At 42.2% G+C, this 24,512-nt stretch carries 18 protein-coding genes, 8 tRNA genes, 1 rRNA gene and 1 pseudogene (1 of these 28 only partly in view); 26 read left to right on the top strand and 2 right to left on the bottom strand.

Features of this window, described 5'->3' with window-relative positions; all coding sequences use genetic code 11:
• The 10 genes from OGM16_08425 to OGM16_08470 form a co-directional block, all read left to right on the top strand.
• Positions 1 to 1,786: ribosomal RNA gene (locus OGM16_08425) — 23S ribosomal RNA — on the top strand (it extends 1,102 nt beyond the left edge of the window).
• Positions 1,787 to 2,065: 279 nt separating this feature from the next.
• A tRNA-Asn gene (locus OGM16_08430) sits at positions 2,066 to 2,138 on the top strand.
• Between the two features lie 34 nt (positions 2,139 to 2,172).
• Positions 2,173 to 2,244, top strand: a tRNA-Glu gene (locus OGM16_08435).
• A 24-nt stretch (positions 2,245 to 2,268) separates the two neighbouring features.
• Positions 2,269 to 2,341, top strand: a tRNA-Thr gene (locus OGM16_08440).
• A gap of 32 nt (positions 2,342 to 2,373) precedes the next feature.
• Positions 2,374 to 2,447: transfer RNA gene (locus OGM16_08445), tRNA-Ile, on the top strand.
• Positions 2,448 to 2,489: 42 nt separating this feature from the next.
• Positions 2,490 to 2,563 (top strand) — tRNA-Asp (locus tag OGM16_08450).
• A gap of 34 nt (positions 2,564 to 2,597) precedes the next feature.
• Positions 2,598 to 2,670, top strand: a tRNA-Val gene (locus tag OGM16_08455).
• A 10-nt stretch (positions 2,671 to 2,680) separates the two neighbouring features.
• Positions 2,681 to 2,765: transfer RNA gene (locus OGM16_08460), tRNA-Leu, on the top strand.
• Positions 2,766 to 2,818: 53 nt separating this feature from the next.
• Positions 2,819 to 2,898, top strand: a tRNA-Leu gene (locus tag OGM16_08465).
• Between the two features lie 97 nt (positions 2,899 to 2,995).
• On the top strand, positions 2,996 to 3,289 hold the full coding sequence (locus OGM16_08470; GenBank protein UYJ48236.1) for a helix-turn-helix domain-containing protein: 294 nt from the start codon (positions 2,996 to 2,998) through the stop codon (positions 3,287 to 3,289).
• Between the two features lie 136 nt (positions 3,290 to 3,425).
• Here OGM16_08470 and OGM16_08475 read toward each other — a convergent pair whose 3' ends face one another.
• Positions 3,426 to 4,742 carry an IS4 family transposase gene (locus OGM16_08475; GenBank protein ID UYJ48237.1) on the bottom strand — a complete coding sequence of 439 codons (1,317 nt, stop codon included), beginning with the start codon at positions 4,740 to 4,742 and terminating at the stop codon, positions 3,426 to 3,428.
• Between the two features lie 425 nt (positions 4,743 to 5,167).
• On the opposite strand from OGM16_08475, the gene OGM16_08480 reads away from it, so the two are divergent.
• The 13 genes from OGM16_08480 to OGM16_08540 all read left to right on the top strand — a co-directional run bounded on the left by OGM16_08480 (position 5,168) and on the right by OGM16_08540 (position 20,035).
• Entirely contained in the window at positions 5,168 to 6,670 is a 1,503-nt protein-coding gene (locus OGM16_08480; GenBank protein UYJ48238.1) for a hypothetical protein, read from the top strand.
• Between the two features lie 127 nt (positions 6,671 to 6,797).
• Positions 6,798 to 7,595, top strand: a complete 798-nt coding sequence (locus tag OGM16_08485; GenBank protein UYJ48239.1) for a PTS sugar transporter subunit IIC — start codon at positions 6,798 to 6,800, stop codon at positions 7,593 to 7,595.
• Entirely contained in the window at positions 7,595 to 8,413 is an 819-nt protein-coding gene (locus OGM16_08490) for a PTS system mannose/fructose/sorbose family transporter subunit IID (protein UYJ48240.1), read from the top strand. The genes OGM16_08485 and OGM16_08490 overlap by 1 nt, the downstream gene beginning before the upstream one ends.
• A gap of 21 nt (positions 8,414 to 8,434) precedes the next feature.
• Positions 8,435 to 9,619, top strand: a complete 1,185-nt coding sequence (locus OGM16_08495) for an amidohydrolase family protein (GenBank protein UYJ48241.1) — start codon at positions 8,435 to 8,437, stop codon at positions 9,617 to 9,619.
• A gap of 21 nt (positions 9,620 to 9,640) precedes the next feature.
• Positions 9,641 to 10,132 carry a PTS sugar transporter subunit IIB gene (locus OGM16_08500; protein UYJ48242.1) on the top strand — a complete coding sequence of 164 codons (492 nt, stop codon included), beginning with the start codon at positions 9,641 to 9,643 and terminating at the stop codon, positions 10,130 to 10,132.
• Positions 10,133 to 10,150: 18 nt separating this feature from the next.
• Positions 10,151 to 10,927 carry a ChbG/HpnK family deacetylase gene (locus OGM16_08505; GenBank protein UYJ48243.1) on the top strand — a complete coding sequence of 259 codons (777 nt, stop codon included), beginning with the start codon at positions 10,151 to 10,153 and terminating at the stop codon, positions 10,925 to 10,927.
• A 4-nt stretch (positions 10,928 to 10,931) separates the two neighbouring features.
• Positions 10,932 to 11,345 carry a PTS sugar transporter subunit IIA gene (locus OGM16_08510; protein ID UYJ48244.1) on the top strand — a complete coding sequence of 138 codons (414 nt, stop codon included), beginning with the start codon at positions 10,932 to 10,934 and terminating at the stop codon, positions 11,343 to 11,345.
• Between the two features lie 404 nt (positions 11,346 to 11,749).
• On the top strand, positions 11,750 to 13,939 hold the full coding sequence (gene nrdD, locus OGM16_08515; protein UYJ48245.1) for an anaerobic ribonucleoside-triphosphate reductase: 2,190 nt from the start codon (positions 11,750 to 11,752) through the stop codon (positions 13,937 to 13,939).
• Between the two features lie 246 nt (positions 13,940 to 14,185).
• Positions 14,186 to 14,668: an NAD(P)H-dependent oxidoreductase subunit E gene (locus OGM16_08520; protein ID UYJ48246.1), complete on the top strand. Its 483-nt coding sequence runs from the start codon at positions 14,186 to 14,188 to the stop codon at positions 14,666 to 14,668.
• Positions 14,665 to 16,533 carry an NADH-quinone oxidoreductase subunit NuoF gene (gene nuoF / locus OGM16_08525; GenBank protein ID UYJ48247.1) on the top strand — a complete coding sequence of 623 codons (1,869 nt, stop codon included), beginning with the start codon at positions 14,665 to 14,667 and terminating at the stop codon, positions 16,531 to 16,533. Before OGM16_08520 ends, nuoF begins: the two co-directional genes overlap by 4 nt.
• A 15-nt stretch (positions 16,534 to 16,548) precedes the next feature.
• Positions 16,549 to 18,243, top strand: a complete 1,695-nt coding sequence (locus OGM16_08530) for a [FeFe] hydrogenase, group A (GenBank protein ID UYJ48248.1) — start codon at positions 16,549 to 16,551, stop codon at positions 18,241 to 18,243.
• A 271-nt stretch (positions 18,244 to 18,514) separates the two neighbouring features.
• On the top strand, positions 18,515 to 19,027 hold the full coding sequence (gene nrdG / locus OGM16_08535) for an anaerobic ribonucleoside-triphosphate reductase activating protein (protein ID UYJ48249.1): 513 nt from the start codon (positions 18,515 to 18,517) through the stop codon (positions 19,025 to 19,027).
• A 192-nt stretch (positions 19,028 to 19,219) separates the two neighbouring features.
• On the top strand, positions 19,220 to 20,035 hold the full coding sequence (locus tag OGM16_08540) for an NPCBM/NEW2 domain-containing protein (GenBank protein UYJ48250.1): 816 nt from the start codon (positions 19,220 to 19,222) through the stop codon (positions 20,033 to 20,035).
• A 358-nt stretch (positions 20,036 to 20,393) separates the two neighbouring features.
• Here the strand turns inward: OGM16_08540 and OGM16_08545 are convergent.
• Positions 20,394 to 20,828: pseudogene (locus OGM16_08545) on the bottom strand (Rrf2 family transcriptional regulator).
• A gap of 259 nt (positions 20,829 to 21,087) precedes the next feature.
• On the opposite strand from OGM16_08545, the gene tnpA reads away from it, so the two are divergent.
• From tnpA to OGM16_08560, 3 genes are all read left to right on the top strand, one after another.
• A complete protein-coding gene (gene tnpA / locus OGM16_08550) occupies positions 21,088 to 21,504 on the top strand; it encodes an IS200/IS605 family transposase (protein UYJ48251.1) in 417 nt (138 codons plus the stop codon).
• Between the two features lie 13 nt (positions 21,505 to 21,517).
• On the top strand, positions 21,518 to 22,774 hold the full coding sequence (locus OGM16_08555; protein ID UYJ48252.1) for a transposase: 1,257 nt from the start codon (positions 21,518 to 21,520) through the stop codon (positions 22,772 to 22,774).
• 205 nt (positions 22,775 to 22,979) lie between these two features.
• A complete protein-coding gene (locus OGM16_08560; protein ID UYJ48253.1) occupies positions 22,980 to 24,335 on the top strand; it encodes an MATE family efflux transporter in 1,356 nt (451 codons plus the stop codon).
• Positions 24,336 to 24,512 lie beyond the last annotated feature (177 nt).

Here is a 24,512-nt window from a genome sequence, read left to right on the forward strand (position 1 = left end):
AGCCACACATTCAAAGAGTGCGTAATAGCTCACTAGTCGAGAGGTCCTGCGCCGAAAATGTCCGGGGCTGAAACACAACACCGAAGCTTAGGAATGTAGAAATACATTGGTAGAGGAGCATTCTTAAAGGGAAGAAGCAGTACCGACAAGGAGCTGTGGACTTTTAAGAAGAGAGAATGCCGGAATGAGTAGCGAGATGGAGGTGGGAATCCTCCAGGCCGAATATCCAAGGTTTCCAGAGTAAAGCTGATCTGCTCTGGGTAAGTCGGGGCCTAAGGTAAGGCTGAGAAGCGTAGCCGATGGACAACAGGTTGAGATTCCTGTACCGCGTATCATCAGAACTGTGGGGACACAGAAGGACAGCACAGCCCGGGAATGGAAAGACCGGGGCAAGCAGGGTAGGAGTCAAGCTGGCAAATCCGCTTGACGATCCGAAGCTGTGATGCGGAGCGAATTAAAGTAGCGAAGTGTGTGATTCCGGCTGTCAAGAAAAGCCGCTATCGTGTGATACGTGCCCGTACCGTAAACCGACACAGGTAGATGAGGAGAGAATCCTAAGGCCGGCGGGAGAAGCATTGTTAAGGAACTCGGCAAAATGACCCTGTAACTTCGGGAGAAAGGGTGCCTGGGAAACCAGGCCGCAGAGAATAGGCTCAAGCAACTGTTTAGCAAAAACACAGGTCTATGCAAAACCGTAAGGTGAGGTATATGGGCTGACGCCTGCCCGGTGCTGGAAGGTTAAGAGGAGGGGTTAGCGCAAGCGAAGCTCTGAATTGAAGCCCCAGTAAACGGCGGCCGTAACTATAACGGTCCTAAGGTAGCGAAATTCCTTGTCGGGTAAGTTCCGACCCGCACGAAAGGCGTAATGATTTGAGCGCTGTCTCGACAATGCACCCGGTAAAATTGAAATACCAGTGAAGATGCTGGTTACCCGCGCCAGGACGGAAAGACCCCATGGAGCTTTACTCCAGCTTGATACTGGGATTCGGTACTGCATGTACAGGATAGGTGGGAGACTGAGAAACTTGGACGCCAGTCTGAGATGAGTCGCTGTTGGGATACCACCCCTGCGGTATTGGATTTCTAACCTGCAGCCGTGAACCGGCTGGGGGACAATGTCAGGCGGGGAGTTTGACTGGGGCGGTCGCCTCCGAAAGGGTATCGGAGGCGCTCAAAGGTTCCCTCATAATGGTTGGAAACCATTAGAAGAGTGCAAAGGCATAAGGGAGCTTGACTGCGACACCGACGGGTGGAGCAGGTAGGAAACTAGGACTTAGTGATCCGGTGGTATGAAAGTGGGATTGCCATCGCTCAACGGATAAAAGCTACCCTGGGGATAACAGGCTTATCACTCCCAAGAGTTCACATCGACGGAGTGGTTTGGCACCTCGATGTCGGCTCATCGCATCCTGGGGCTGTAGCAGGTCCCAAGGGTTGGGCTGTTCGCCCATTAAAGCGGTACGCGAGCTGGGTTCAGAACGTCGTGAGACAGTTCGGTCCCTATCCGGCGTGGGCGTAGGATATTTGAGAGGAGCTGTCCTTAGTACGAGAGGACCGGGATGGACGGGCCGCTGGTGTACCTGTTGGAGTGCCAACTCCATGGCAGGGTAGCCAAGCCCGGACGGGATAAACGCTGAAGGCATCTAAGCGTGAAGCCCCCCTCAAGATGAGATATCCCATACGCAGGTAGTAAGACCCCTTGAAGACGACAAGGTAGATAGGTCAGAGGTGGAAGTGTGGTGACACATGGAGCTGACTGATACTAATCGGTCGAGGGCTTGACCAAAAGGTCTGAGAGAGCGACACAAGATTTGCGGAGGAAGCCGTTGAAAGCTTGCTTTCATAAGGCTGGATCCGAAAAGCTTCAGTCATTGGCGAAGCCAATGACATGAATAAAACCGTCAGGTTTTATGAATGAGTCGCTAAGTTGTGGAATAAAATAAGTTGTGGTTGATATTCGGTAGTTCAATATGTGGTTTTGAAGGTATGTATCAAAAAAAATAAAAATTGTGCTTGCAAAAATGGAAAAAGTATTGTATACTATACCAGTCAGTGCAGTTGATATTCCTCGATAGCTCAGTCGGTAGAGCAAACGGCTGTTAACCGTTGGGTCGTAGGTTCGAGTCCTACTCGGGGAGTTTAGTGGAAGTCATGGCGACCACTATAAAATATGGCCCCATGGTCAAGCGGTTAAGACATCGCCCTTTCACGGCGGTAACACGAGTTCGAATCTCGTTGGGGTCATTTGAACTAAGGTTCACACATCATGCCGATGTGGCTCAATTGGCAGAGCAGCTGATTTGTAATCAGCAGGTTATCGGTTCGAGTCCGATCATCGGCTTTACTGCTTAACAGCAGGTACGAATATAGTTCGGACCTTTAGCTCAGTTGGTTAGAGCAACCGGCTCATAACCGGTCGGTCCTGGGTTCAAGTCCCCGAAGGTCCACTCTTCCTAAGCTGAGGTTTAAAAAAACTATATTTATCATATGGCCCGGTGGCTCAGCTGGTTAGAGCGCCGCCCTGTCACGGCGGAGGTCGACGGTTCGAACCCGTTCCGGGTCGTTTGCATTTATATGCAATACAATTTATACAAGTTGGGGTCTTAGCTCAGCTGGGAGAGCATCTGCCTTACAAGCAGAGGGGCACAGGTTCGAGCCCTGTAGGCCCCATTTGTTATATGCGGGTGTGGTGGAATAGGCAGACACAAGGGACTTAAAATCCCTCGGACTTATCATCCGTGCCGGTTCAAGTCCGGCCACCCGCATTTAAAATAAAAACCGATCTCTTAACTTAAGGGAACGGTTTTTTCTAAATTATGCGGGTATGGCGGAATTGGCAGACGCGCCAGATTTAGGTTCTGGTTCGAGAGAGTGCAGGTTCAAGTCCTGTTACCCGCATTAAATAAGGCTTTTCAAGGGGATTGACTCTTTGAAAGGTCTTATTTTTTTATAGTAGAAATGTATGTTAAACATATTTAAGAAAGGACATTGACAAATGGCAACGGAAGAAAAGAGAATTTTGAAAATGGCCTATCTACTTTTGCAGTCAAACGGATACTTAAAAGCAGGAGACCTTGCTAGAGAATTAAATTTATCTGAGCGTACAATAAAAAATGATATAGAACATTTGAGAGTTTTTCTAAAAGAATGTGGCTGCACCTTGGATTCTGTTCGCGGTAAAGGGTATATTTTGCAGATTGATGAACCAGATCAGTTTGCGAAGATTAGGGAATGGCTGAATATTTTATTCAATAATGTAGAAAACAATACAAGGGAGCAATGTCATTAAGTTATCATAGGCAAGCTGATTTGGCGTTTGCCCAGAAACAGGCTGAGGAGTTTTCTTCAGCCTGTTTTCTATCTTTGCCAAACACAAATAGACAGATTTTCATCTGCCTCAAAAAACTATATTCACTTATTCAAATTTATGCTACTCTATATAAGAAACCATGAAATATCTTAGTAGTTGCTTTCCGTTCCCCATGACGATCGGGGCGTATGGGAATCACATTCTTTGCGATAATGGTTTCTAAATCAGGTGATGTCGTTTTCCCACGATAAAATAATCGGCACAAGTGCGACGCAACTGAGAAGTTGGCTTTATATGTATATTTTCTTTGCTTTTTTTCAATGACTACGTGCGAGGTAATCATTTCTGCAAAATTATACATGATTAGATGTGCATAGATTTCCTGTTGGATACACATCACCTTTTTTGAATGAAAATCCAACATTCCAATAGTATATTTTAAATCTCTGAAAGATGTTTCAATTCCCCATCTTAAAGCATAAAGCTGTTTTAATTTTTCAAGAGGGTATTGTTCCTTATCCAAATTTGTAAGGACGGTTTCATAAGTATCTTCTGAAATTTGGAATCTTGCAATTCTAAAAGACAATCCATAAAACGAGGCTGGATCTTTATAATTACTTTTTGCAGGTAAATAGTCGAAATTCACATTGGAAGGAAGATACCGATAATGGTTCTTATCCTTTAGCAGTTCCTTTACTTCTTTTGACTGTTTCCTTGTAATGTTAAGATTTATCTTCAGATCAAAAAGCTTTTCTTTTGGAAGTTCCAGGTTGCTTTTTATACTTCCATGTCCATCTTTAATACGTATCAAGAAGTACCAGCCCTTTTCCTGAATATGTGCCATACTATTATAAGATTCATAACCCCGGTCTGCTATAATAAGAGCTTCTGGTATGGTCGATCGATCAACCATTTCCTGAAGAGCCTTATGTTCATTACAATTTTTGCTTTTCTGGATAATTGAATCTGCATAAATATGATAATCAATCTCATACAGTGCATTTAAATGTAAAAGATTATATCCTTTTTGTCCGTTGCTTCCAGGATAATATGATCCAGTATCCCCAGGGTTTGTAGCAATTTGAATGTCTGAACCGTCAACAGCAAATATAGGCATCTTTTCTGAAAAACCTTTCGTAATTGTTTCGTTAAAGCCGTCCAATATGGAACGGAAAGCTTCAGGCTTAATCTTACTTCTCTGCTGTAAAAAAGCAGATGGTGTGGGCATTTGAGGGGAAGCGTGAAAAAAGTCTATTAATTCATTTGTAAGACTGCCGCTTCCCATACCGATAATTCCTGTTAACACTGCTTTCATAGAAATTTTCCGTTTTCGGGTAAAGTCCGTATCAGGATGAAAGCAATAGTCCTTCGGATTGTTTGCAACTTTATTGATTTCTGACATCAAAACTTTTTTAATGTGTTTCGGTTTCATATGATACCTCCCTGTAATTAAGTTTTTCTTAATTACAAGGGCCGATTTCGCTGCCTTTATTATCAATCCGTAGCGAAATCGGCCGCGCACATTAATATAAATGTCAACTGTTTTCGAAAAATAAAAAGACCCCTATACCATTTCAGATATAGAGATCTTTATGCGTCATACTAACTTAATGACATTGTACAAGGGAGAGACTTTCTTATCAACTGGCAAGAGCAATCATGTGCCGTCAGGCTACAGATGAGGATGGGTATTTTTTATTGGATGAATTGGCAGCGCAGTTATATTGTTCTTCCAGCACAGTAAAGAAGAAAATGACATGGGTCAGGGAATTTCTTAAATCATTTGGAATTTCTCTGATAAGCCGCCCTAGTCATGGGATGAAACTGTGCGGTGATGAATTTAGCCAGAGGCTTTGTATGCTGGAATTGTATGAAAATCATTTTCGGATCCGCGTAGTAGCATTTAATGATCAGGTGTATGAGCGCGCTTTTAGAGATCGTGGAGATAAGGATAAAGTACGCAAAACAGTGCTGGATACGATACGTGCATCTGAAAATGAATTGTTTGATACATATATCAACCGTTTAGTAGATTATGTGCTTTTGTTGAGAAATCGGATACAGTCAGGAAATCTGATTGAAGCGGATTCTGAGCGGTGGTCAGTTTACAGAAAAAAGCTGCCTTTATCAAAAGAATGGACACTGGCCGTGAAGTTGCTTGAAAATCTGAAAAATATTTCAGGATATTTACAGGATATTTCAAATGTGGAAGGTGAAATTGCAGCACTGGCATCCTTGTTCTTAATGTGGGGAGACTGGGAGCAGATGCCAGAACTGAAAAAGCGTTTTTCTATTTTTTATACGAAAGCAAAAAATCTTACAGAGCAGGTGGTAGAAAACTTAAAAGAACAGTGGAAGGTTCCGGATGAAATATCAAACTCTCAATTAGTAACTGCTTTGATTCCAGATATGCTTCGATTGCTGTTTCAGAAAAACTTTGGGTATGCAGATTGCTTTATGCTTGGCAACAGTATTTCGGAAAATGCGATTAAAAGATCCCCCTTTGTGCTCGCATTGGCAGACAGTATTGGGGAGTTTCTGAGCCATAAAGCAGATTTAAAGATCAATGAGTATAATACACAGCTTTTAGGTGTCAGTTTATATAAAATACTCAATGTTATTGATTATCCTTATGTTCCAAGAAAAATATTGCTTTGTGCTAGAAATGGGAAATCCAGTGCGCAGATTATTGCAAAAGATATAGTACGACGGTTGGGAGACTGGTGGATCGGGAAAATGGAGATATATCCTTTTTACGATGCAAGAAAGCTGCCTGTGGAAAATTATGACTGGGTGATCGGCAGCTTTAATAGTTATGCATATCATTATACGTGGTCGTATCTGCATGTACATGCAATGATGACTCCGGAAGATATAGAGCAGGTACGTAGGCAGGTACTGTTAAGTGGGTATGATCTGTTCTATAGTGCCCAACAATTAAAGTGGGATGAACTGGCTGTTCATAGAGATTTCTCTATTTATGGGATTCAGAGTATTTTTCAGCTGCTTTCATACCAATGGGGCAAAGATATAAATTCTAAAGCAGTATTGAACCAGTTTTTTATGGATCCCAGACATTTAAGAGTCCGCAATCAGCTTCTTTGTGTGATTGTTCCGTCTGAATATACAGAAAAACGGATATTTGATCTGTATTTCTTAAAAAAAGGATTGGAATATGAAGAAGAAATGGTACGGGCAGTTTTATTTATTGCCATTGATTTTCAGGAATCAATTGTTTCAATGCGTTTTTTGGAAAATGGGATCCGGTATCTCCAGGATGATTTTGAACAATTGTCACCAAAACTGACGACTGCATCTGTGATGGAAGTGTTAATAGATGGTGTCCGTAAAAGACTATAGATACCACAATCTGCATGAATGTAAGGGCAAAAACGAACTTTTCTCATGTTATAATGCACAAATGAAAATGGAAGATTTCCCGATGGGATATATAATAATACTATATCAAAACTAAGGAGGGAGTTATATGATACAAAGTGGTTTGATTTGTGCGTTAGTATGGATCCTGATGCAGGGTACCGACCGTCTCTTAGGATGGCAGACTTTACAACGTCCGATCGTAACAGCAACAGTGACTGGTTTTCTTCTAGGAGATATTAGAACCGGTATGATTATGGCAGCTTCTCTGGAGGCAATCTTTATGGGAATTTCTGCTATCGGTGGTTCTATTCCTTCAGATGCCTGTGCCAGCAGTATTATAGCAGTTGCGTATACGATCCTGACAGGAGCAGATGTTGAAACAGGACTTGCTCTGGCAATGCCAATTGGTACATTAATGGGGTCAGCAAATGAAATGTGGAAGCCGGTTCTTGCAGCACTTGCTCCATATTGGGAGAAAATGGCTGGAAGCGGCAAAGAAAAATCTTATCGTACACAGGTTATGTTGTGTGGATATTTTGTGGATCGTCTGCCTCAGGCGATCATCATGTTTGCAGCAATTGCTTTTGGCGTAAGCAGCCTGGAACATGTAATGAATAATATGCCTGCATTTATCATGTCAGGTTTATCAGCGTCCAGTTCTATGATGACTGGTATTGGATTTGCAATCCTGCTTTCTATGATCTGGAATAAAGAAATCGGCTGTTTCTTCTTCCTGGGATATGTATTAAGCAAATATATGTCACTTCCAACCGTTGCAATCGCAATTATCGCAGCTGTGATTGCAATCACCTATTTCTGCAATGAGAAAAAGATTAACGATGTTCTTAAGATTGCAGAAAAGAGCGGTGCATCTTCATCTGTAGGAGAGGAGGACTTATTCTAATGGCTAAAGAAACAAATTATACACCACAAGAGAAAAAAACATTAAGAAAAATGTTCTGGAATTCAGGCCTGGTTTTCTGTGGATTTAATATGGTAAAGATGGAAGGCAATGCATTTGCCCTGACCATGGAACCGGCATTAGATGAATTGTATGACGATAAGAAAGAAAAAGCAGAGGCAATGCGCCGTCACAATGGCTTTTTTAATACCCATGCAGTATTTTTATCTTTGATTGCAGGTATTTCTTATGCATTGGAACGTCAGAAAAAAGAGACAGGCGCAGTGGATGATGATACCATTGAAAGCATTAAAGTAGCTCTTATGGGACCAACAGCAGGTATTGGAGATGCATTTTTCTTTAACTGCTTAAGAGTTATTGCAGCAGGTATTGCAATCGGTCTTTGCAGTCAGGCTAATTTCCTGGGTGTTCTGTTATTTATCCTGATTTATGGATGCTCCCAGATCGCAGCACGTTGGTATCTTTTGAGAGCTGGCTATAAGTATGGAACATCTTTTATTGATACGGTATTTAATTCCGGTCTGATGCAGTCTTTAACAAAAGCCGCAGGTGTTATGGGTATTACCATGGTAGGCGCTATGGTAGCTTCTTCTGTAAACGTAAAGCTGGCCTGGACGATCAATGTTGGTGAGGCATCTGTAGTTGTACTGGATATCCTGGATTCCATTATCCCGGGTCTTTTATCCATCGTTCTGGTATTTGTGCTTATGAAACTGATTAAAAAGGGATACAAGCCGCTTACTCTGGTGTTTGGCATTCTGATCCTCTCTATTGTATTAGCATTTTTAGGAATTTTCTAAAGAAAGCTTGGAGGCCGCGTAATGAGTAGAAAAACATGGAAGTCAGAACGGATACTAACAGAAAACGGATTCGTAAACGGCTATATCACTATTTGCGATGATAAGATTGAAAAGATTACAACGGAATGGGACGGAGAATACGAAGATCTTGGAAAGGTGGATATTTTTCCTGGTATTATAGATGTTCACAATCATGGATTTGGTGGATGGTCCATGACAGATCCATGTACAGATGAAGATGTATTAGGATATGTAAAAGCACTTGCATCTATCGGTATTACCGGGATTCTTCCAACAGCAAAAGAAGATGCTTTTGAAGCAATTGTCCGTGTAATGGATCAGGTTTATGAGGGAGCAGTGATCTATGGTATTCACAGCGAAGGTCCTTTCTGGGCGCGGGGCGGTGAAAAAACAGTAGGTCTGACCTGGCCGGCACCGGATGTGGAAGAAACAGAACGTCTGATCCAAAAAACTCATGGAAAAATGAAAGTGATGGCGATTGCGCCAGAACTTCCGGGAGCATATGATGTCATTCGATGTCTCCATGAGCATCAGATTAAAGTAGCATGCTGCCATACAGCAGCGTATGCGGAAGATATTTATGAAGCCAAGAGAGTGGCCGGATTTGATATTGCGACCCATCTTGGCAATGGAATGAGGGGAATTCATCATAGAAATGTAGGTGCATTGGGTGCACTGCTGTTATTAGACAATATTTATTATGAAGTCATTACCGATCTAAACCATATATGTCCAGATATGTTAAGGATCATGTTTAAACTGCAGCCATACAGCAAGTTCTGTTTAATTTCGGATTCTAATTTTATCGCAGGGCTTCCAACGGGTACATATATCCGGTATGGACGTGAAAATTATGCAGATGAAAAAGGACTGATCTTAAATTCAGATGGCCGTATCTGTGGAAGCGGAAGCTGGGTACTGCGAAATATTAAACAGTTGGTAACAAAAGTTGGAGTTCCTGTGGAACAGGCATTTTACATGGCATCGATTAATCCGGCCCGGTATTTGGGAATTGATGGGGAGACAGGTTCCCTGCAGTCTGGAAAACGTGCCGATATGATCTTTGTAAATGATGATTTTGTTTGTGAACGTACTTTTGTAGGCGGTAAGGAAGTTTATAATAAAAACGTAGATACACCGGATAAAATATTCAACACAGAGGCGCTGAAGGCAAAGGTAAATTAGAAAAAGGAAGGATATGTTTTTATGATCAAATTATTTCGTATTGATGAACGTCTGATCCATGGTCAGATTGCGATTAAATGGTCCCGTCACACAGGTGTAGACAGCATAGTAGTAGCAAATGATCATGCAGCTGCCAATGTAATGATTCAGAAATCATTAAAAATGGCAGCACCTCCAGGAATCAAGACAGTTATTAAATCAATTGATGACGCAATCAAGACTTTAAATGATCCAAGATGTGAGCCATTAAAGGTACTTGTACTGGTAAACAGTCCGGAAGATGCACTTAAAATGGCAAAACAGGTAAAAGGCATTCCATTTATTAATGTAGGAAATTATGGCAGAGTGGCGCCGAAAAAAGAGGGAAAAGAAAGAAAACGCTTTGACAACAATCTGTATTGCGATACAGATGAAGAAGCAACATTCCGTGAACTGATGGCGACAGGGCTGGAATGCATTTGTCAGACTACCCCGGAAGAGATTGCAATTCCGTTAAAGAAACTGATTCAGTAAAGATGGGGGTGTATTGCAATGAAACTTATTATTCAGTCAGATGACCTTGGAATCACAGAAGCTGTCAGCTGTGGCATTGCCCGTGCAGCAAGAGAGGGAGCAATTACCTGTACAGGATTGTTTTCTAATATGCCTGCAGCACCATTTGCAGTAGAACTGATGAAGCCTTATCCGCAGATCTGCCTGGGGGAGGATATTAATCTGGTTGCAGGGCGCCCTTGTGCAGATCCAGAAAAAGTACCATCTCTGGTACAGAAAAATGGTTTATTTCTGACTTCTGGCATGCACTGGGCCATTGATCAGAAAGATGGTGATCAGAACCATGTTAAATATGAAGATTGTCTGACAGAAACAGAGGCACAGGTTCTAAGGTTTAAGGAATTGACAGGAAAGTTTCCGGAATATCTCCATGGACATTCCTACAGTACTCCGGCAACCTGGGCTGCAATGGAAGCAATAGGAAGAAAATACAGTATCCCCTTGGTGAAGGAGATGCACAAACGATTTGGAATCATAAGACCTTCTAGAAACTGGAATAAAAAGCCATTTCCACTGGAGGATCAGATCAAGGCAGATTTGACAGAATGTGTGATTGGAGATCAGGAATTTCTGAACAATCCGATTAGCTTTTTGGGAACGCACTGTGGTTACGTAGATCATGAACTTTTCCAGGTAAGTACTTATACTCTGATTCGTAATCAGGATCTGGCAGCTGTTACCAGTGAACGGTTTAAACAATGGATTCAGGAAAATAATATTGAACTGATCAGCTATCGGGATCTGAAAGGAATGTAATAGTATGACAAAATTTTTTCTGTCTTCTCATGGACATCTTGCAAGTGGTTTAGCAAGTTCTTTGGATATTCTGTTAGGAGGCCATGATAAAGTAACCGTATTTGATGCTTATGTGGATGAGAAATCTTTAAATGATGCATTGGATGCTTTTTTCCAGACTGTAGGGGAAGATGATCAGGTGATTCTTCTTTCAGATATGTATGGAGGAAGTGTCAACAGCACAATGTATACCTATCTGGAACACCCAAATACTACGCTGATAGCAGGTGTAAACCTGGCGTTGGTGATCGGTCTGACGATTTTGGAAGGCGATATCAGCCGTGAAATGCTGGAATCTGTGATTGAGCAGTCAAAAGATGCGATTCGGATCGTAAATCTGGAAGAAAGCGAAACAACACAAGAAGACGACCTGTTTTGAGAATCTGCAGATAGTAGATAAAATCAAATAACAGGTAAAATCCAAAGAATAATAACATGGATCATAAAATGGACTGTCAGTACTATGACGGTCCATTTTATGATCCGTTCTGCTTTTTTAATGTTCAAATTCTCGTTAAAATAGTGCTTTACATTCCCGGGATTTAGTGGGATAATAGCTGGGCGGTCGGCAGATACCGGGTAATAAGACAAAGATATTCTATAAGATACTCTAATAAACAAATGATTAAAATAACGGGCAATAGTTGCCGTTGTCTGAATTCTTTTATTTTCTATTTTTCCCTTTTCAAGAACTGATTTTTGTAGTAGTATAGTACTTGGCACTAGATATAGTGAGTGTGGTTAAAAAAACAACAATATTTTGTGCATGAGTGAGGGATAGTAATGAATGTTGAAGTAAAAACGAATGTAATTAAAAGAAATGGTGAAGAGGTCCATTTTAATTCACAGAAGATCGTAAATGCAGTGCATAAGGCGAATGAAGAAGTGGACAGACTGCATCAGATGAATGACTATCAGATCAGAGCAATTGCAGACAGCATTGCCCATAAGGTTCAGGAGTCAACTCATGCTGTAAATGTAGAAGATATTCAGGATATGGTGGAAACCGGCATCATGGCCATGAGAGGATATGAAGTAGCGCAGAAATATGTGCGTTATCGTTACAAGAGGGAACTGACACGTAAGTCAAATACAACGGACAATGGAATTCTGTCACTTCTTGACAATATTAATGAAGAGGTAAACCAGGAAAATTCCAATAAAAACCCGGTGATCAACTCTACTCAGCGTGATTATATGGCAGGTGAGGTGAGCAAGGATCTTTCCCGCCGTGTACTTCTCCCTGAGAAAATCGTAAGAGCCCATGAGGAAGGCATTATCCATTTCCACGATACAGATTATTTTGCCCAGAGAGAGCATAACTGTGATCTGATCAACCTGGAAGATATGCTTCAGAATGGTACTGTTATCAGTGAGACACTGATCGAGAAGCCACACAGCTTCTTTACTGCATGTAATGTAACTACCCAGATCGTTGCCCAGGTTGCCAGCAACCAGTATGGCGGACAGTCCTTTACTCTGGCTCATCTGGCGCCATTTGTGGACATCAGCAGAAAGAAGATCCGCAAAAATGTGATCGAAGAGAGAAAAGAATGCGGCGAATCAATGGATGAGGCGATCATTGATAAGGTGACAGAGCGCAGACTGAGAGAGGAAGTAAAGAGCGGTATCCAGACCATACAGTACCAGCTGATCACATTGATGACCTGTAATGGACAGGCACCGTTTGTAACTGTATTTATGTACCTGGATGAGGTGCCGGAAGGACAGACACGTAAGGATCTTGCTATGATCATCGAGGAAGTCATGGTACAGCGTATGCAGGGAGTAAAGAACGAAAAAGGTGTATGGATCACACCAGCATTTCCGAAGCTGATTTATGTGCTGGATGAGGATAATATTTCCGAGGATGCTCCATACTGGTATTTGACAGAATTAGCTGCTAAATGTACTGCAAAGCGTATGGTGCCGGATTATATTTCCGCAAAGATCATGAAAGAGTTAAAGCAGGGGGACGTTTATCCATGTATGGGATGCCGGTCTTTCCTGACAGTAGAAGATTCCCAGAGAAATGCTGATGGCAGCCATAAATATTATGGACGTTTCAATCAGGGCGTGGTTACTATCAATCTGGTGGACGTGGCATGTTCTTCTGAGGGCGATATGGACCGTTTCTGGGCGATATTAGATGAACGCCTGGAATTATGCCATGAAGCTCTTAGATGCCGTCATGAGCGCCTTTTAGGCACGATTTCCGACGTTGCACCGATCCTGTGGCAGAATGGTGCCCTGGCAAGACTGAAAAAGGGAGAGAAGATAGATAAACTTCTGTTTAACGGATATTCTACTATTTCACTGGGATATGCAGGACTCTATGAAATGTGTATGAGAATGCTCGGAAAATCCCATACAGATCCGGAGGCACGCCCATTTGCATTAAAAGTAATGCAGCACTTAAATGATAAGTGTAAAGAGTGGAAAGCAGCTGAGAACATCAGCTATTCTGTATACGGAACTCCTATGGAATCCACTACTTATAAGTTTGCAAAATGTCTGCAGAAGCGTTTTGGCATTATACCGGGAGTGACAGATAAGAACTATATCACCAATAGCTACCATGTACATGTATCTGAGCAGATCGATGCGTTCAGCAAGCTGAAATTTGAGTCTGATTTCCAGAAGCTGTCACCAGGTGGTGCTGTAAGTTACGTGGAAGTTCCAAATATGCAGAACAATATTCCGGCGGTGCTCTCTGTTATGAAGTTTATTTATAATAATATCATGTATGCGGAGCTAAATACAAAGAGCGATTACTGCGAATGCTGCGGTTATGATGGGGAAATGATCATCAAAGATGATGAGTCCGGAAAACTGGTCTGGGAGTGCCCGAATTGCGGAAACAAAGATCAGAATAAGATGTTCGTAGCCAGAAGAACCTGCGGATATATTGGAACACAGTTCTGGAATCAGGGAAGGACACAGGAGATCCGGGACAGAGTGCTGCATCTGTAAAATTGAATTTTGAGTCATGTAACATCTTATCCCGAAATTTTTTCCGGGAAATAAGCAAATCTTTTCACATAATCCGAAAGCTATAATTTTTAAAGAGAAGTCTCAGAAGAAATTCCGGGGCTTCTTTTTTCTTGCGTTATTATTTTTATTGAGAATTTTGTCAAAAAAATATCAATTAGCACTATGCACAAAACATTTTCTCATGTATAATTGATTATACATGAAATGCACAAAAGGAGGGGTACAATGTTAGATACATCTTATTATGAGAAGACAGACCAGATCATTGCACAGTATAGCTGTGAAGAAAAATCCCTGATTCCTATTATCCAGGGGATCCAGGAGGAATATCGTTATCTGCCGCCGGAGCTTCTGACCTATGTTGCGGGGAAACTGGGAATCTCAGAGGCAAAGGCTTACAGTGTGGCAAGCTTTTACGAGAATTTCTCTTTTGAGGCAAAGGGGAAGTATGTGATCAAGGTATGTGACGGAACGGCCTGTCATGTGCGTAAGTCTATTCCTATTTTAGAAGGACTTTACAAGGAACTGGGGCTTGGAAAGAAGAAGCATACTACAGATGACCAGCTGTTTACTGTGGAAACAGTTTCATGTCTGGGAGCATGTGGACTGGCACCTGCCGTAATGGTCAATGATGAAGTACATCCGAAAATGACACCGGAGAAAATGAGTGAACTGATCGCAAAGTTGCGGGAGGATGAGAAGGTATGAGGATAGAAAACAGGATGCAGCTCAAGTTATGGAGAGAAGAATGTAAGGAAAAACACCAGAAGGAGACCTGCAGGATCCTGATCTGCGGCGGAACGGGATGTCTGGCAGGCGGTTCTGATAAGATTTATGCCCGTCTGAAGGAAATGACGGCTCATATGGATAATGTATCTGTTAAGATCGGGGAAGAGATTGCCCATGTGGGACTTAAGATGAGCGGATGCCATGGTTTCTGTGAAATGGGACCATTGGTACGTATTGAGCCGTATAATTACCTGTATTTGAAGGTAAAGTTAGAAGACTGCGAGGAAATATTTGAGAAGACAGTTCTTCACGGCGAGCCGGTCAAACGGCTGATGTATGAGGATAATGGCCGTGTATATGAAACTCAGGAAGAAATCCCGTTTTATGCAAAACAGACCCGTCTGGTGCTTAAAAACTGCGGACATATTGATGCAGAGCATATTGAGGATGCCATAGCAGTGGGGGCATATGAAGCCTTTGAAAAAGCTGTTTTTGAAATGACACCGGAAGCAGTGATAAAGACTGTGACAGATGCCGGACTTCGCGGACGAGGCGGAGCAGGTTTCCCGGCAGGAAAGAAATGGTCCCAGGTGGCAGGCCAGAAGGAAACAGTACGTTATGTGGTCTGCAATGGTGATGAGGGCGATCCGGGTGCATTTATGGATCGAAGTGTTATGGAAGGCGACCCGCACCGTATGATCGAAGGAATGATGCTGGCAGCTTATGCAGTACGGGCCCAGGAAGGTTATATTTATGTCCGTGCAGAATATCCGCTGGCTGTGCGCAGACTGCAGATCGCCATTGCCCAGGCAGAAGAAAAAGGATTGTTAGGTGATAATATCCTTGGAACAGGCTTTAATTTCAAACTGCATATCAACCGGGGCGCAGGAGCCTTTGTATGCGGTGAAGGATCTGCCCTGACAGCTTCTATTGAAGGTAAGCGGGGTATGCCAAGAGTAAAGCCGCCAAGAACTGTAGAACAGGGCTTATGGGGCAAACCAACTGTATTAAATAATGTGGAAACCTATGCCAATGTACCTATGATCATTAAAAATGGAGCAAACTGGTACAGTCGTATTGGTACTCCGCAAAGCCCGGGAACTAAGGCATTTGCCCTTACCGGTAATGTTAAGAATACAGGTCTTATTGAAGTTCCTATGGGAATCAGCCTGAGAGAGATCATTTTTGATATTGGCGGCGGCATTAAGGATAATAAAAAGTTTAAAGCTGTGCAGATCGGTGGTCCTTCCGGCGGCTGTCTGGTAGAGTCACAGCTTGACAGCAAAATGGATTTTGATTCCCTTTCAAAGATCGATGCCATGATCGGATCAGGTGGTCTGGTTGTTATGGACGAAGATACCTGTATGGTAGAAGTTGCCCGGTTCTTTATGAATTTTACCCAGAGAGAAAGCTGCGGAAAATGTGTTCCATGCCGTGAGGGAACAAAGAGAATGCTGGAAATCTTAGAGCGCATTGTTGCTGGAAACGGGGAATTGAGCGATTTAGATGAACTGGAAGAGCTGGCTGACATGATCGAAAATACTGCCCTTTGCGGTCTGGGAAAGAGTGCGCCGAAACCGGTAATCAGTACCATTCATGCGTTCCGCAAAGAATATGAGGAACACATTGTGGATAAGAAATGCCGGGCTCATGTCTGTTCCGGGCTCCGGGTATTTAAGATCGATCCTGATAAGTGTAAGGGCTGCTCAAAGTGTGCAAGAAATTGTCCGGTAAGTGCTATTTCCGGAAAGGTGAAATCACCATTTGTGATTGATAATGAAAAATGTATTAAGTGCGGAAGCTGTATGGACAACTGTGCTTTTGGCGCTATCTATACAGAGTAGGGAGGACGGAAATTTATGGGAATTATGACGATTGACGGACAATCCATTGAATTTACAGATGAACCCAATGTATTGTCAGTAATAAGAAAAGCCGGGATCGATATCCCTACATTGTGCTATCATTCAGAATTATCTATATACGGTGCCTGCCGTCTTTGTACAGTGGAAAATGACAGGGGGAAAACATTTGCTTCCTGTTCTGAAAAACCAAAGGACGGAATGGTAGTCTATACTAATACACCAAGACTGATGCGTTACCGCAAGCTGATCCTGGAGCTGCTTTTGGCAGCCCACTGCAGAGACTGTACTACCTGTATTAAGAGCGGTGAATGTCATTTACAGGAGCTGGCTCACCGTATGGGTGTTCATGAGATACGCTTTGAGAATGTAAGGGAGCAGCAGCCTATTGATACCAGTTCACATGCCATTATCAGGGATCCGAATAAATGTATCCTTTGCGGTGACTGTGTAAGAATGTGTGACAATGTGCAGAATATCAATGCCATTGATTTTGCATACCGCGGAACAGAAGCCCAGGTAATGCCTGCTTTTAATAAAAAGATTGCAGAAACAGACTGTGTTGGCTGTGGACAGTGCCGTGTTGTCTGTCCTACAGGTGCGATCAGTATCCGCACCAATATAGATGAAGTATGGGAAGCACTGGCTGACAAAAATACAAAGGTGATCGCACAGATCGCTCCTGCGGTACGTGTGGCTATTGGAGATCATTTTGGCTATGCAAAGGGCGAAAATGTAATGGGTAAGCTGGTAGGTGTGCTTCACAGACTGGGCTTTGATGAGGTTTATGATACTTCTTACGGTGCAGACCTGACAGTTGTGGAAGAGTCCAAGGAGTTTATTGAACGGTTTACTTCCGGTCAGAAAATGCCATTGTTTACATCCTGCTGTCCTGCATGGGTGAAATATTGTGAAACAAAATATCCGGAATTTGTGCCAAATCTTTCTACCTGCCGCTCTCCACAGCAGATGTTTGGAGCTGTGGTCCGTGAATATTATAAGGATCCGGAGAAGAACGAAGGAAAGAAGATCGTATCCGTTTCCATTATGCCGTGTACGGCAAAGAAGGAGGAAATCCTGCGGCCGGAGTCCTTTACAAATGGCAAGCAGGATGTGGATTATGTGCTGACTACAACGGAAGTGGTAAGGATGATCCGTAAGTCCGGTATTGTATTTGACCGGGTGGAGATCGAGGCTGCGGATGTACCATTTGGCATCGGTTCCGGAAGCGGTGTTATCTTTGGTGTTACAGGCGGTGTTACAGAGGCGGTACTTCGCAGACTGCAGCAGGGACACAGTAGAGTAGATATGGAAGCTATTAAAAAAAGCGGTGTCCGGGGCGACGAAGGTATTAAGACATTGACATATGACTATAATGGAAGGGAGATCCGGGCAGCTGTGGTAAATGGTCTGGCAAATGCAGATAAGCTGCTGCAGAAGATCAAGAACCATGAAGAGGAGTATGATTTTGTGGAAATAATGGCGTGCCGCAGAGGCTGTATCATGGGCGGCGGCCAGCCTGTAAATGCAGGACCGAGAACCAGAAAGGCCAGAATGAAGGGCCTGTATGATACAGATATAAATACCCAGATCAAGAAGTCAAATGAGAACCCGATGATCCTTTCATTGTATGATACTCTGTTAAAGGGCAAGGAGCATGAATTGCTGCATAGAAACTTTTCAGGGAAATAAGAGCATGTAAGTGTGGATAAGCAGAGTCCGGAAGTATTTTCCGGGCTCTGTTTTTGCTTGTATGGGGGAATGGTCTGGTGTATACTATAAGATGTACTTTCGGAGCCTTTCATGCACTTGCCTTTGCGACTGACAAAAAATCTTCTCGCAAAATCAAGTACAAAAAGATTCCGAGAGTACATTAAAGATAAAAACGCAAGTTTGTATGGGATTTGAGGTCTTTTGATCCTGGTATCATAAAATTATTGTTCAGTAAGTGGGGGAATGACAGATGAATTATGGAAATATAAAGGAATGTGATATTGCAGATGGTCCAGGCGTAAGAGTGTCTTTATTTGTTTCCGGCTGCCGCCACCATTGTAAAGGCTGTTTTAATTCAGAAACCTGGGATTTTCAATATGGCGTTCCTTTTACAGAGGAAACACAGGATAAGATCCTGGAGCTGTTAAAGCCGGGATATATCCAGGGCTTTACACTTCTTGGGGGAGAACCCTTTGAACCGGAAAATCAGCAGGTACTTGTCCACCTTTTAAAGAAGATCCGTGAGACTTATCCACAAAAAGATATATGGTGTTACAGTGGATATTTATTGGATAAGGATATGCAGCCCGGTGGTGCTGTGTATACAGAATATACAAAAGAGATGCTGAAACAGATCGATGTGCTCATAGACGGAGAATTTGTGGAAGCAAAGAAAGACCTGACCCTGATCTTTCGTGGAAGCTCCAATCAGCGGATCATGTGCTTAAAGGATGGGGAATTTGCAGGTATGTGGCAGAAATAAGTGACAGGTTTGGCGGTCAGTGTTTAAAAAATGGCCCTGAATAGTGGATATTTTGTGAACAGACAGCCACTGATGTTGCATAAAAATGAAAGATGAATTATAATAAAGCGTACAAAAACAGACAGTATGAGCGGTTAAGACAGTGCAGGATATGAATAAAAACAAAGCCTGCAGATGAAAGGAGAATGGGAAATGAGAAGACGTTTTTCGGTTGCAGCGGCAGCGCTGGCATTAAGTGTGGCTTTAACAGTTCCTGCTTATGCGGGAACATGGAAATATGTAAATGACCAGTGGAAATACCAGAGAGGTACCAACAAGTTTGCATATAATGAGTGGATCAAAGATAATGGAAAATATTATTATATTGGCAACGACGGTATTATGAAGACCGGCTGGCAGCAGGTCAATAATCAGTGGTATTACATGGATCAGACAGGTGTGATGCAGACTGGCTGGTTTAAGGATACAGATGGAAAATGGTATTTCCTGTATCCAAATGGTGCTATGGCTGTAAACACAGTGATCGATGGCAGGACCATTGGAGCAGATGGCGTGTGGGTTCCAAATGAAGGAGATACAGAGCCAGCGAATACTATGGACCTGGAAACTGGTTATCTGGTACAGAATCTGGAAGGAATTTCAAAGAAGGGCTATACCATTATTTCTTCCGGCAAGACAGCAGCTGGTACACGTTGGGGCAATGCGATCCGCTTAAAAGGTAAAGGCAGCTATGTTCAGTGCAATACAAACGGTGAATACAGGCTGTTATCCGGTGTATTTGGACCGTCTTCACAGTTTGACAGTGCAAATATGGCAAGAATAACTGTTTATGGTGATGAAGATCAGGTATTGTATACGTCACAGGATATTCATCATAATGAAAAGAATGTATATTTTGGTGTGGATGTATCCGGACAGAAGCAGATCCGTGTAGAAGTATCCCTGATCAAGGATAATGAATGGGATGATCCGGTTATTTTATTTGATGGACTGTCACTTTATAAGTAAGAATAAAACAACCAGAAATCAAATAAAGATCAAATAAATGGGATCAAACAAATAGAAATAAAACAAACAAGCGTCTGCATGATAGTATAGCAGGCGCTTGTTTTGACATGGATATCTAAATGGACATGCCTGCTGACGCAGGCATCACCATTCATGAAAGCCGATTGCTCCGCACCTTTGGTGCTCCCGCAATCGTCGCCAGCATTCGCAATCCGCGCTATCGCGCTCCTTGCTCATACCGGCTTGCCCGTCCGATACCCGTGAATTCGCTCATGCAAGCATGGCTCATTCGCGGCTGCCGTCCGGGACTTTCATAGTAAAATGCACCAATAGCGCATTTGAAGATTTTTTGGATTTATCAGATCACATAATTGCTCCATTGTTCATCTGGCTGGACCAGGTCGGCGAGAGTGATATTGTCCAGATAATTGTTGATCAGTTCGTCCAGTCCTCTCCACATGGGAAGAGTGCGGCAGCTGTCTATCCGGTCACAGGAAACTGCTTCAGGGGATTCCAGGCAAGATACAGGTGCAAGTGAGCCTTCTGTCAGACGCAGGATGCTTCCTACAGTATACTGGTCAGGGGTTTTGGTAAGTTTGTATCCGCCGCCTTTTCCGCGGACTCCGGCAAGCATTTTATCTTTTACAAGAATTTTAATGATCCCTTCCAGATATTTTTCAGAGATCCCCTGGCGTGCGGCTGTTTCCTTAAGCGGAGTATATCCGTCTTTCTAGTGCTCTGCCAGGTCGATCATAATACGCAGTGCGTAACGCCCTTTTGTTGAAACTAACATAGTCATTCTCCATTTCGTGTTATAAACCTATTATACAGCAAGGTTAGTGGTAGAGCAATGGGAATTGCGGTTTAATAGTAATGAAAAATAACAGTTTAATAGCAATGAAAATAACAGTTGACAAATGCGTATATTATGTTTAGGATAATAAGCGAGAATCCTCGGTTATTCAATTGCCGAGATGAAAGCGTCTGAAACGCAAGTAAAATCGAAAATATGTTCGATTTTACTTGCGTTTCTTTCCATATAACAGTATACTATGTGTATGAAAGAGAATTTAATACATTCAAGAACTTGTGTATATAATATTAATTACCATGTGGTATGGTCAGTGAAATATCGCAGGAAAATTTTATCAGCAGAGATTGAAACTTATCTAAAAGAACTGGTTCAGAAAATAGCATCCGATAAAGGTTTTACGGTTCATCTTTTTGAAGTTGGTGAAGGTGATCATATTCATTGCTTTGTGTCTGCACCGCCGAAACTGTCAGTGACTGATATTGTAAAGTATTTAAAAGGAATTACAGGAAGAAAATTCTTTGAAAAATATCCGGCAATCCGTCAGAAACTTTGGAAAGGTCAGCTTTGGAATCACTCATATTATGTAGAAACAATCGGTTCGGTGTCGGAAGAAAATATCCGACGCTATATCGAGCATCAGAGCAAATCTTACTAGAAGGAGGGAAAATATGCTGTTAACACATGAAACAACCATTGTATTAAATAAAAATGATGCAAATATTGTAGGACACATGTGTTATGCGGCTTACAAGCTTTGGAATGTTTGCAATTATGAGAGAAACAACTACAAAAATCTGGGATTGGAGAAATATCCTGACTGGTATTATCAGAAATCAAAACATAAAGATGATCTGTGGTTCAAATCACTCCCGTCACAGACTGCACAGGAAATCTGCAAGCTTTTGGACAAGTCATGGAAATCCTTTTACCAGTTAAAAGAAAGTGGAGGTATCGAGAATCCGGGAACACCAAGATATAAGAAAGATAAAATGCCGATTACGTATATGCAAAATGGCATTCAACATGAAAAAGGCTCTTTCAATGTAAGACTTTCTTTACCGAAAAAGCTGAAGGAGTATATGGCTCATACCTATGATATTCGTGCTGCATACCTTTATTTGAAAAATCCTGTTTTTTCAAACATGGATATCATAAAACAGATAAAAATATATCCTCCGGCAAATGACGGAACCAGCAGGATCCTTGTTATTTATGAGGTGGAAGATGTTTTGCCAGAAGAGGATAATGGACATTATCTGTCGATTGATCTGGGCTTGCATAATCTTATGACTTGTTATGATAATGTAGGGAAAACTTTTATTATTGGAAGGGAATATCTTTCTCTTTCTTATTTTTATAACAAGGAAATCGCGAGAGTCCAGTCACAATGGGGCCGGATCCAGGCTGCAAGGGAAATGGAGGATCTGAAAACATCTAAGCATCTGCAGAAACTCTATCGAAAGAAAAATGACTGTATCAAAGATTATATTCATAAGATGACACGATATATCACGAACTATTGTGTAAAGAATGATATTCATACGGTTGTAATTGGAGATATAAAGGGGATTCGTAAAGAGAAAAACCTGGGAAGGAAAAACAACCAGAAGATTCACAGTCTGCCATATGCCCGTATCTATATGCAGTTAGAGTATAAGTTTAAAATGAAAGGGATTCGCCTGATAAGACAGGAAGAAAGTTATTCCAGTCAATGTCCGCCACAGTCAGAAGAAGTATCGTGCATTTATGCAGAGAAAAGGAATCGAAAAAAACGTGGCATCTACATTGTAGATACCGTGATCTACAATGCAGATGCAGTAGGAGCTTATAACATTTTGAGAAAATATCATGCCGTATCCGGCAAAGAAATTGATATGCCCGTAACCGGGCTGAGCAGTACAAAAATAATAAAAGTAGCTGTGTAACCCATCTGGGTAGCAGTAAGGGTGTCATGGACGCACCTCTGGAACTACGGAGCTATGCTTCGTAATCAGATGCTCGGTAATTCAATTGCCGATGTAGTTCACAATGGCAGAATGCTTATGAAAAATGGCTTAAATACGTTAAAAATAAGACAAAATGTAAAAAGCATACAATGGAGAAAATGTGGGAAAAAGAAAGGAGAAATGAATGAAAACCAATACGGATCTGTTTGAAAAAGTTCCGGTACCTAAAGCAGTGGCTACTATGGCTGTTCCTACCATGATATCTATGCTGGTAGTTGTCATTTATAACATGGCAGATACCTTTTTTATTGGTCAGACCCAGGATCCGCTGCAGGTTGCTGCTGTATCTTTAGCAACACCGGTATTTATGATTTTTATGGCACTTGGAAACCTGTTTGGCATCGGTGGAAGTTCGGCTATTTCCAGGGCACTGGGAGAAAAGCATAAGGAGCGTGCCTGGCATATCAGTTCATTCTGCTGCTATGGTGCACTGGGACTGGGCGTGATCGTGGCAATTTTTTCTGTACTTGGGATGGAAGTGATTTTGAGACTGATCGGAGCCAGTGAAAATACCATTGGTTTTGCCAGAAAATATCTGCTGATCATTTCCATTGGTGCGCCAACGATCCTGTTTTCCACTGCATTTGCCAATATCTTAAGAGGAGAAGGCGCGGCCAGAGAGTCTATGGTGGGAAACCTGCTTGGAACTATTGTAAATATTGTGCTGGATCCGGTTATGATCCTGATGTTAGGCTGGGGAGTAACAGGCGCAGCATTGGCTACGATCATTGGAAATATTGCAGCATGCCTGTTTTATCTGCAGTATTTTCTTAGGAAAAAGTCTACTTTGACCATTAGTTTAAAGTATTTTAAGATAGGCGGAGGAATCGCAAGGGGAGTTGTAGCAATTGGTATTCCTGCTTCCTTAAATAATATTTTAATGAGTTTTGCAAACATTGTCCTGAATCAGGCATTAGTAGGATATGGAGATACGCCGGTAGCGGCAATGGGCGTTGCCATGAAATCGAATATGCTGGTAGTGTTATTACAGATCGGGCTTTGCGTAGGTATCCAGCCGCTGATCGGATATAATTATGGCGCAGGAAATAAGAAACGTCTGATGCAGGTATTTAAATTTACAGGTATTGTGTCTGTGGTCATGGGAACGATCCTGACACTGCTTATGATGGCAGCAAGAAAAACACTGGTACAGGTATTTATCAATGATGCCCAGGTTATTGCCTATGGTATCCAGATGGTCATTGCATTGCAGCTGTCAGCACCGTTTTTGGGGATCTTGTTCCTGTGTATCAATACGATCCAGGGAATGGGAAAAGCGATCCCGTCGCTGGTCCTGACTGTCTGTCGTCAGGGATTGATCTTTATCCCGCTGATCTTTATTTTAAATCATATGTTTGGACTGGAAGGCGTTATCTATGCACAGCCTGCAGCAGACTATCTGTCTATTGTGGTAGCGATCCTGATCTGTACCCATTTGTTCAGGAATATGGAGCATAGAAATGAGAGCGTTGAGGAATAAAAGGTACAAATAAGTAAGACAGGATTTGGGAGTGAGTATATGAAATGGTATGCTCACTCCTTTTATGTTATAGGTTCTCTCGGAGTCTTTCATGCACCTGCCTTTGCGGCTGACAAAAAATCTTTTCGCAAAATCAGGTACAGAAAGATTCCGAGAAAACATTTAAGAAGTTTTTGG

It is taken from the genome of Lachnospiraceae bacterium, assembly GCA_025758065.1.
In the GTDB taxonomy this organism is placed as follows: domain Bacteria; phylum Bacillota; class Clostridia; order Lachnospirales; family Lachnospiraceae; genus Enterocloster.

Bases quoted from the DNA above. Each gene is read 5' to 3' on its own strand.
- tnpA (UYJ48251.1), top strand. From the start codon at position 21,088: ATGTGTATGAAAGAGAATTTAATACATTCAAGAACTTGTGTATATAAT.
- OGM16_08555 (UYJ48252.1), top strand. From the start codon at position 21,518: ATGCTGTTAACACATGAAACAACCATTGTATTAAATAAAAATGATGCA.
- OGM16_08510 (UYJ48244.1), top strand. From the start codon at position 10,932: ATGACAAAATTTTTTCTGTCTTCTCATGGACATCTTGCAAGTGGTTTA.
- nrdD (UYJ48245.1), top strand. From the start codon at position 11,750: ATGAATGTTGAAGTAAAAACGAATGTAATTAAAAGAAATGGTGAAGAG.
- OGM16_08530 (UYJ48248.1), top strand. From the start codon at position 16,549: ATGGGAATTATGACGATTGACGGACAATCCATTGAATTTACAGATGAA.
- OGM16_08480 (UYJ48238.1), top strand. From the start codon at position 5,168: ATGCTGGAATTGTATGAAAATCATTTTCGGATCCGCGTAGTAGCATTT.
- OGM16_08475 (UYJ48237.1), bottom strand. From the start codon at position 4,742: ATGAAACCGAAACACATTAAAAAAGTTTTGATGTCAGAAATCAATAAA.
- OGM16_08495 (UYJ48241.1), top strand. From the start codon at position 8,435: ATGAGTAGAAAAACATGGAAGTCAGAACGGATACTAACAGAAAACGGA.
- OGM16_08560 (UYJ48253.1), top strand. From the start codon at position 22,980: ATGAAAACCAATACGGATCTGTTTGAAAAAGTTCCGGTACCTAAAGCA.
- OGM16_08490 (UYJ48240.1), top strand. From the start codon at position 7,595: ATGGCTAAAGAAACAAATTATACACCACAAGAGAAAAAAACATTAAGA.
- OGM16_08505 (UYJ48243.1), top strand. From the start codon at position 10,151: ATGAAACTTATTATTCAGTCAGATGACCTTGGAATCACAGAAGCTGTC.
- OGM16_08520 (UYJ48246.1), top strand. From the start codon at position 14,186: ATGTTAGATACATCTTATTATGAGAAGACAGACCAGATCATTGCACAG.
- OGM16_08540 (UYJ48250.1), top strand. From the start codon at position 19,220: ATGAGAAGACGTTTTTCGGTTGCAGCGGCAGCGCTGGCATTAAGTGTG.
- OGM16_08485 (UYJ48239.1), top strand. From the start codon at position 6,798: ATGATACAAAGTGGTTTGATTTGTGCGTTAGTATGGATCCTGATGCAG.
- OGM16_08500 (UYJ48242.1), top strand. From the start codon at position 9,641: ATGATCAAATTATTTCGTATTGATGAACGTCTGATCCATGGTCAGATT.
- nuoF (UYJ48247.1), top strand. From the start codon at position 14,665: ATGAGGATAGAAAACAGGATGCAGCTCAAGTTATGGAGAGAAGAATGT.
- OGM16_08470 (UYJ48236.1), top strand. From the start codon at position 2,996: ATGGCAACGGAAGAAAAGAGAATTTTGAAAATGGCCTATCTACTTTTG.
- nrdG (UYJ48249.1), top strand. From the start codon at position 18,515: ATGAATTATGGAAATATAAAGGAATGTGATATTGCAGATGGTCCAGGC.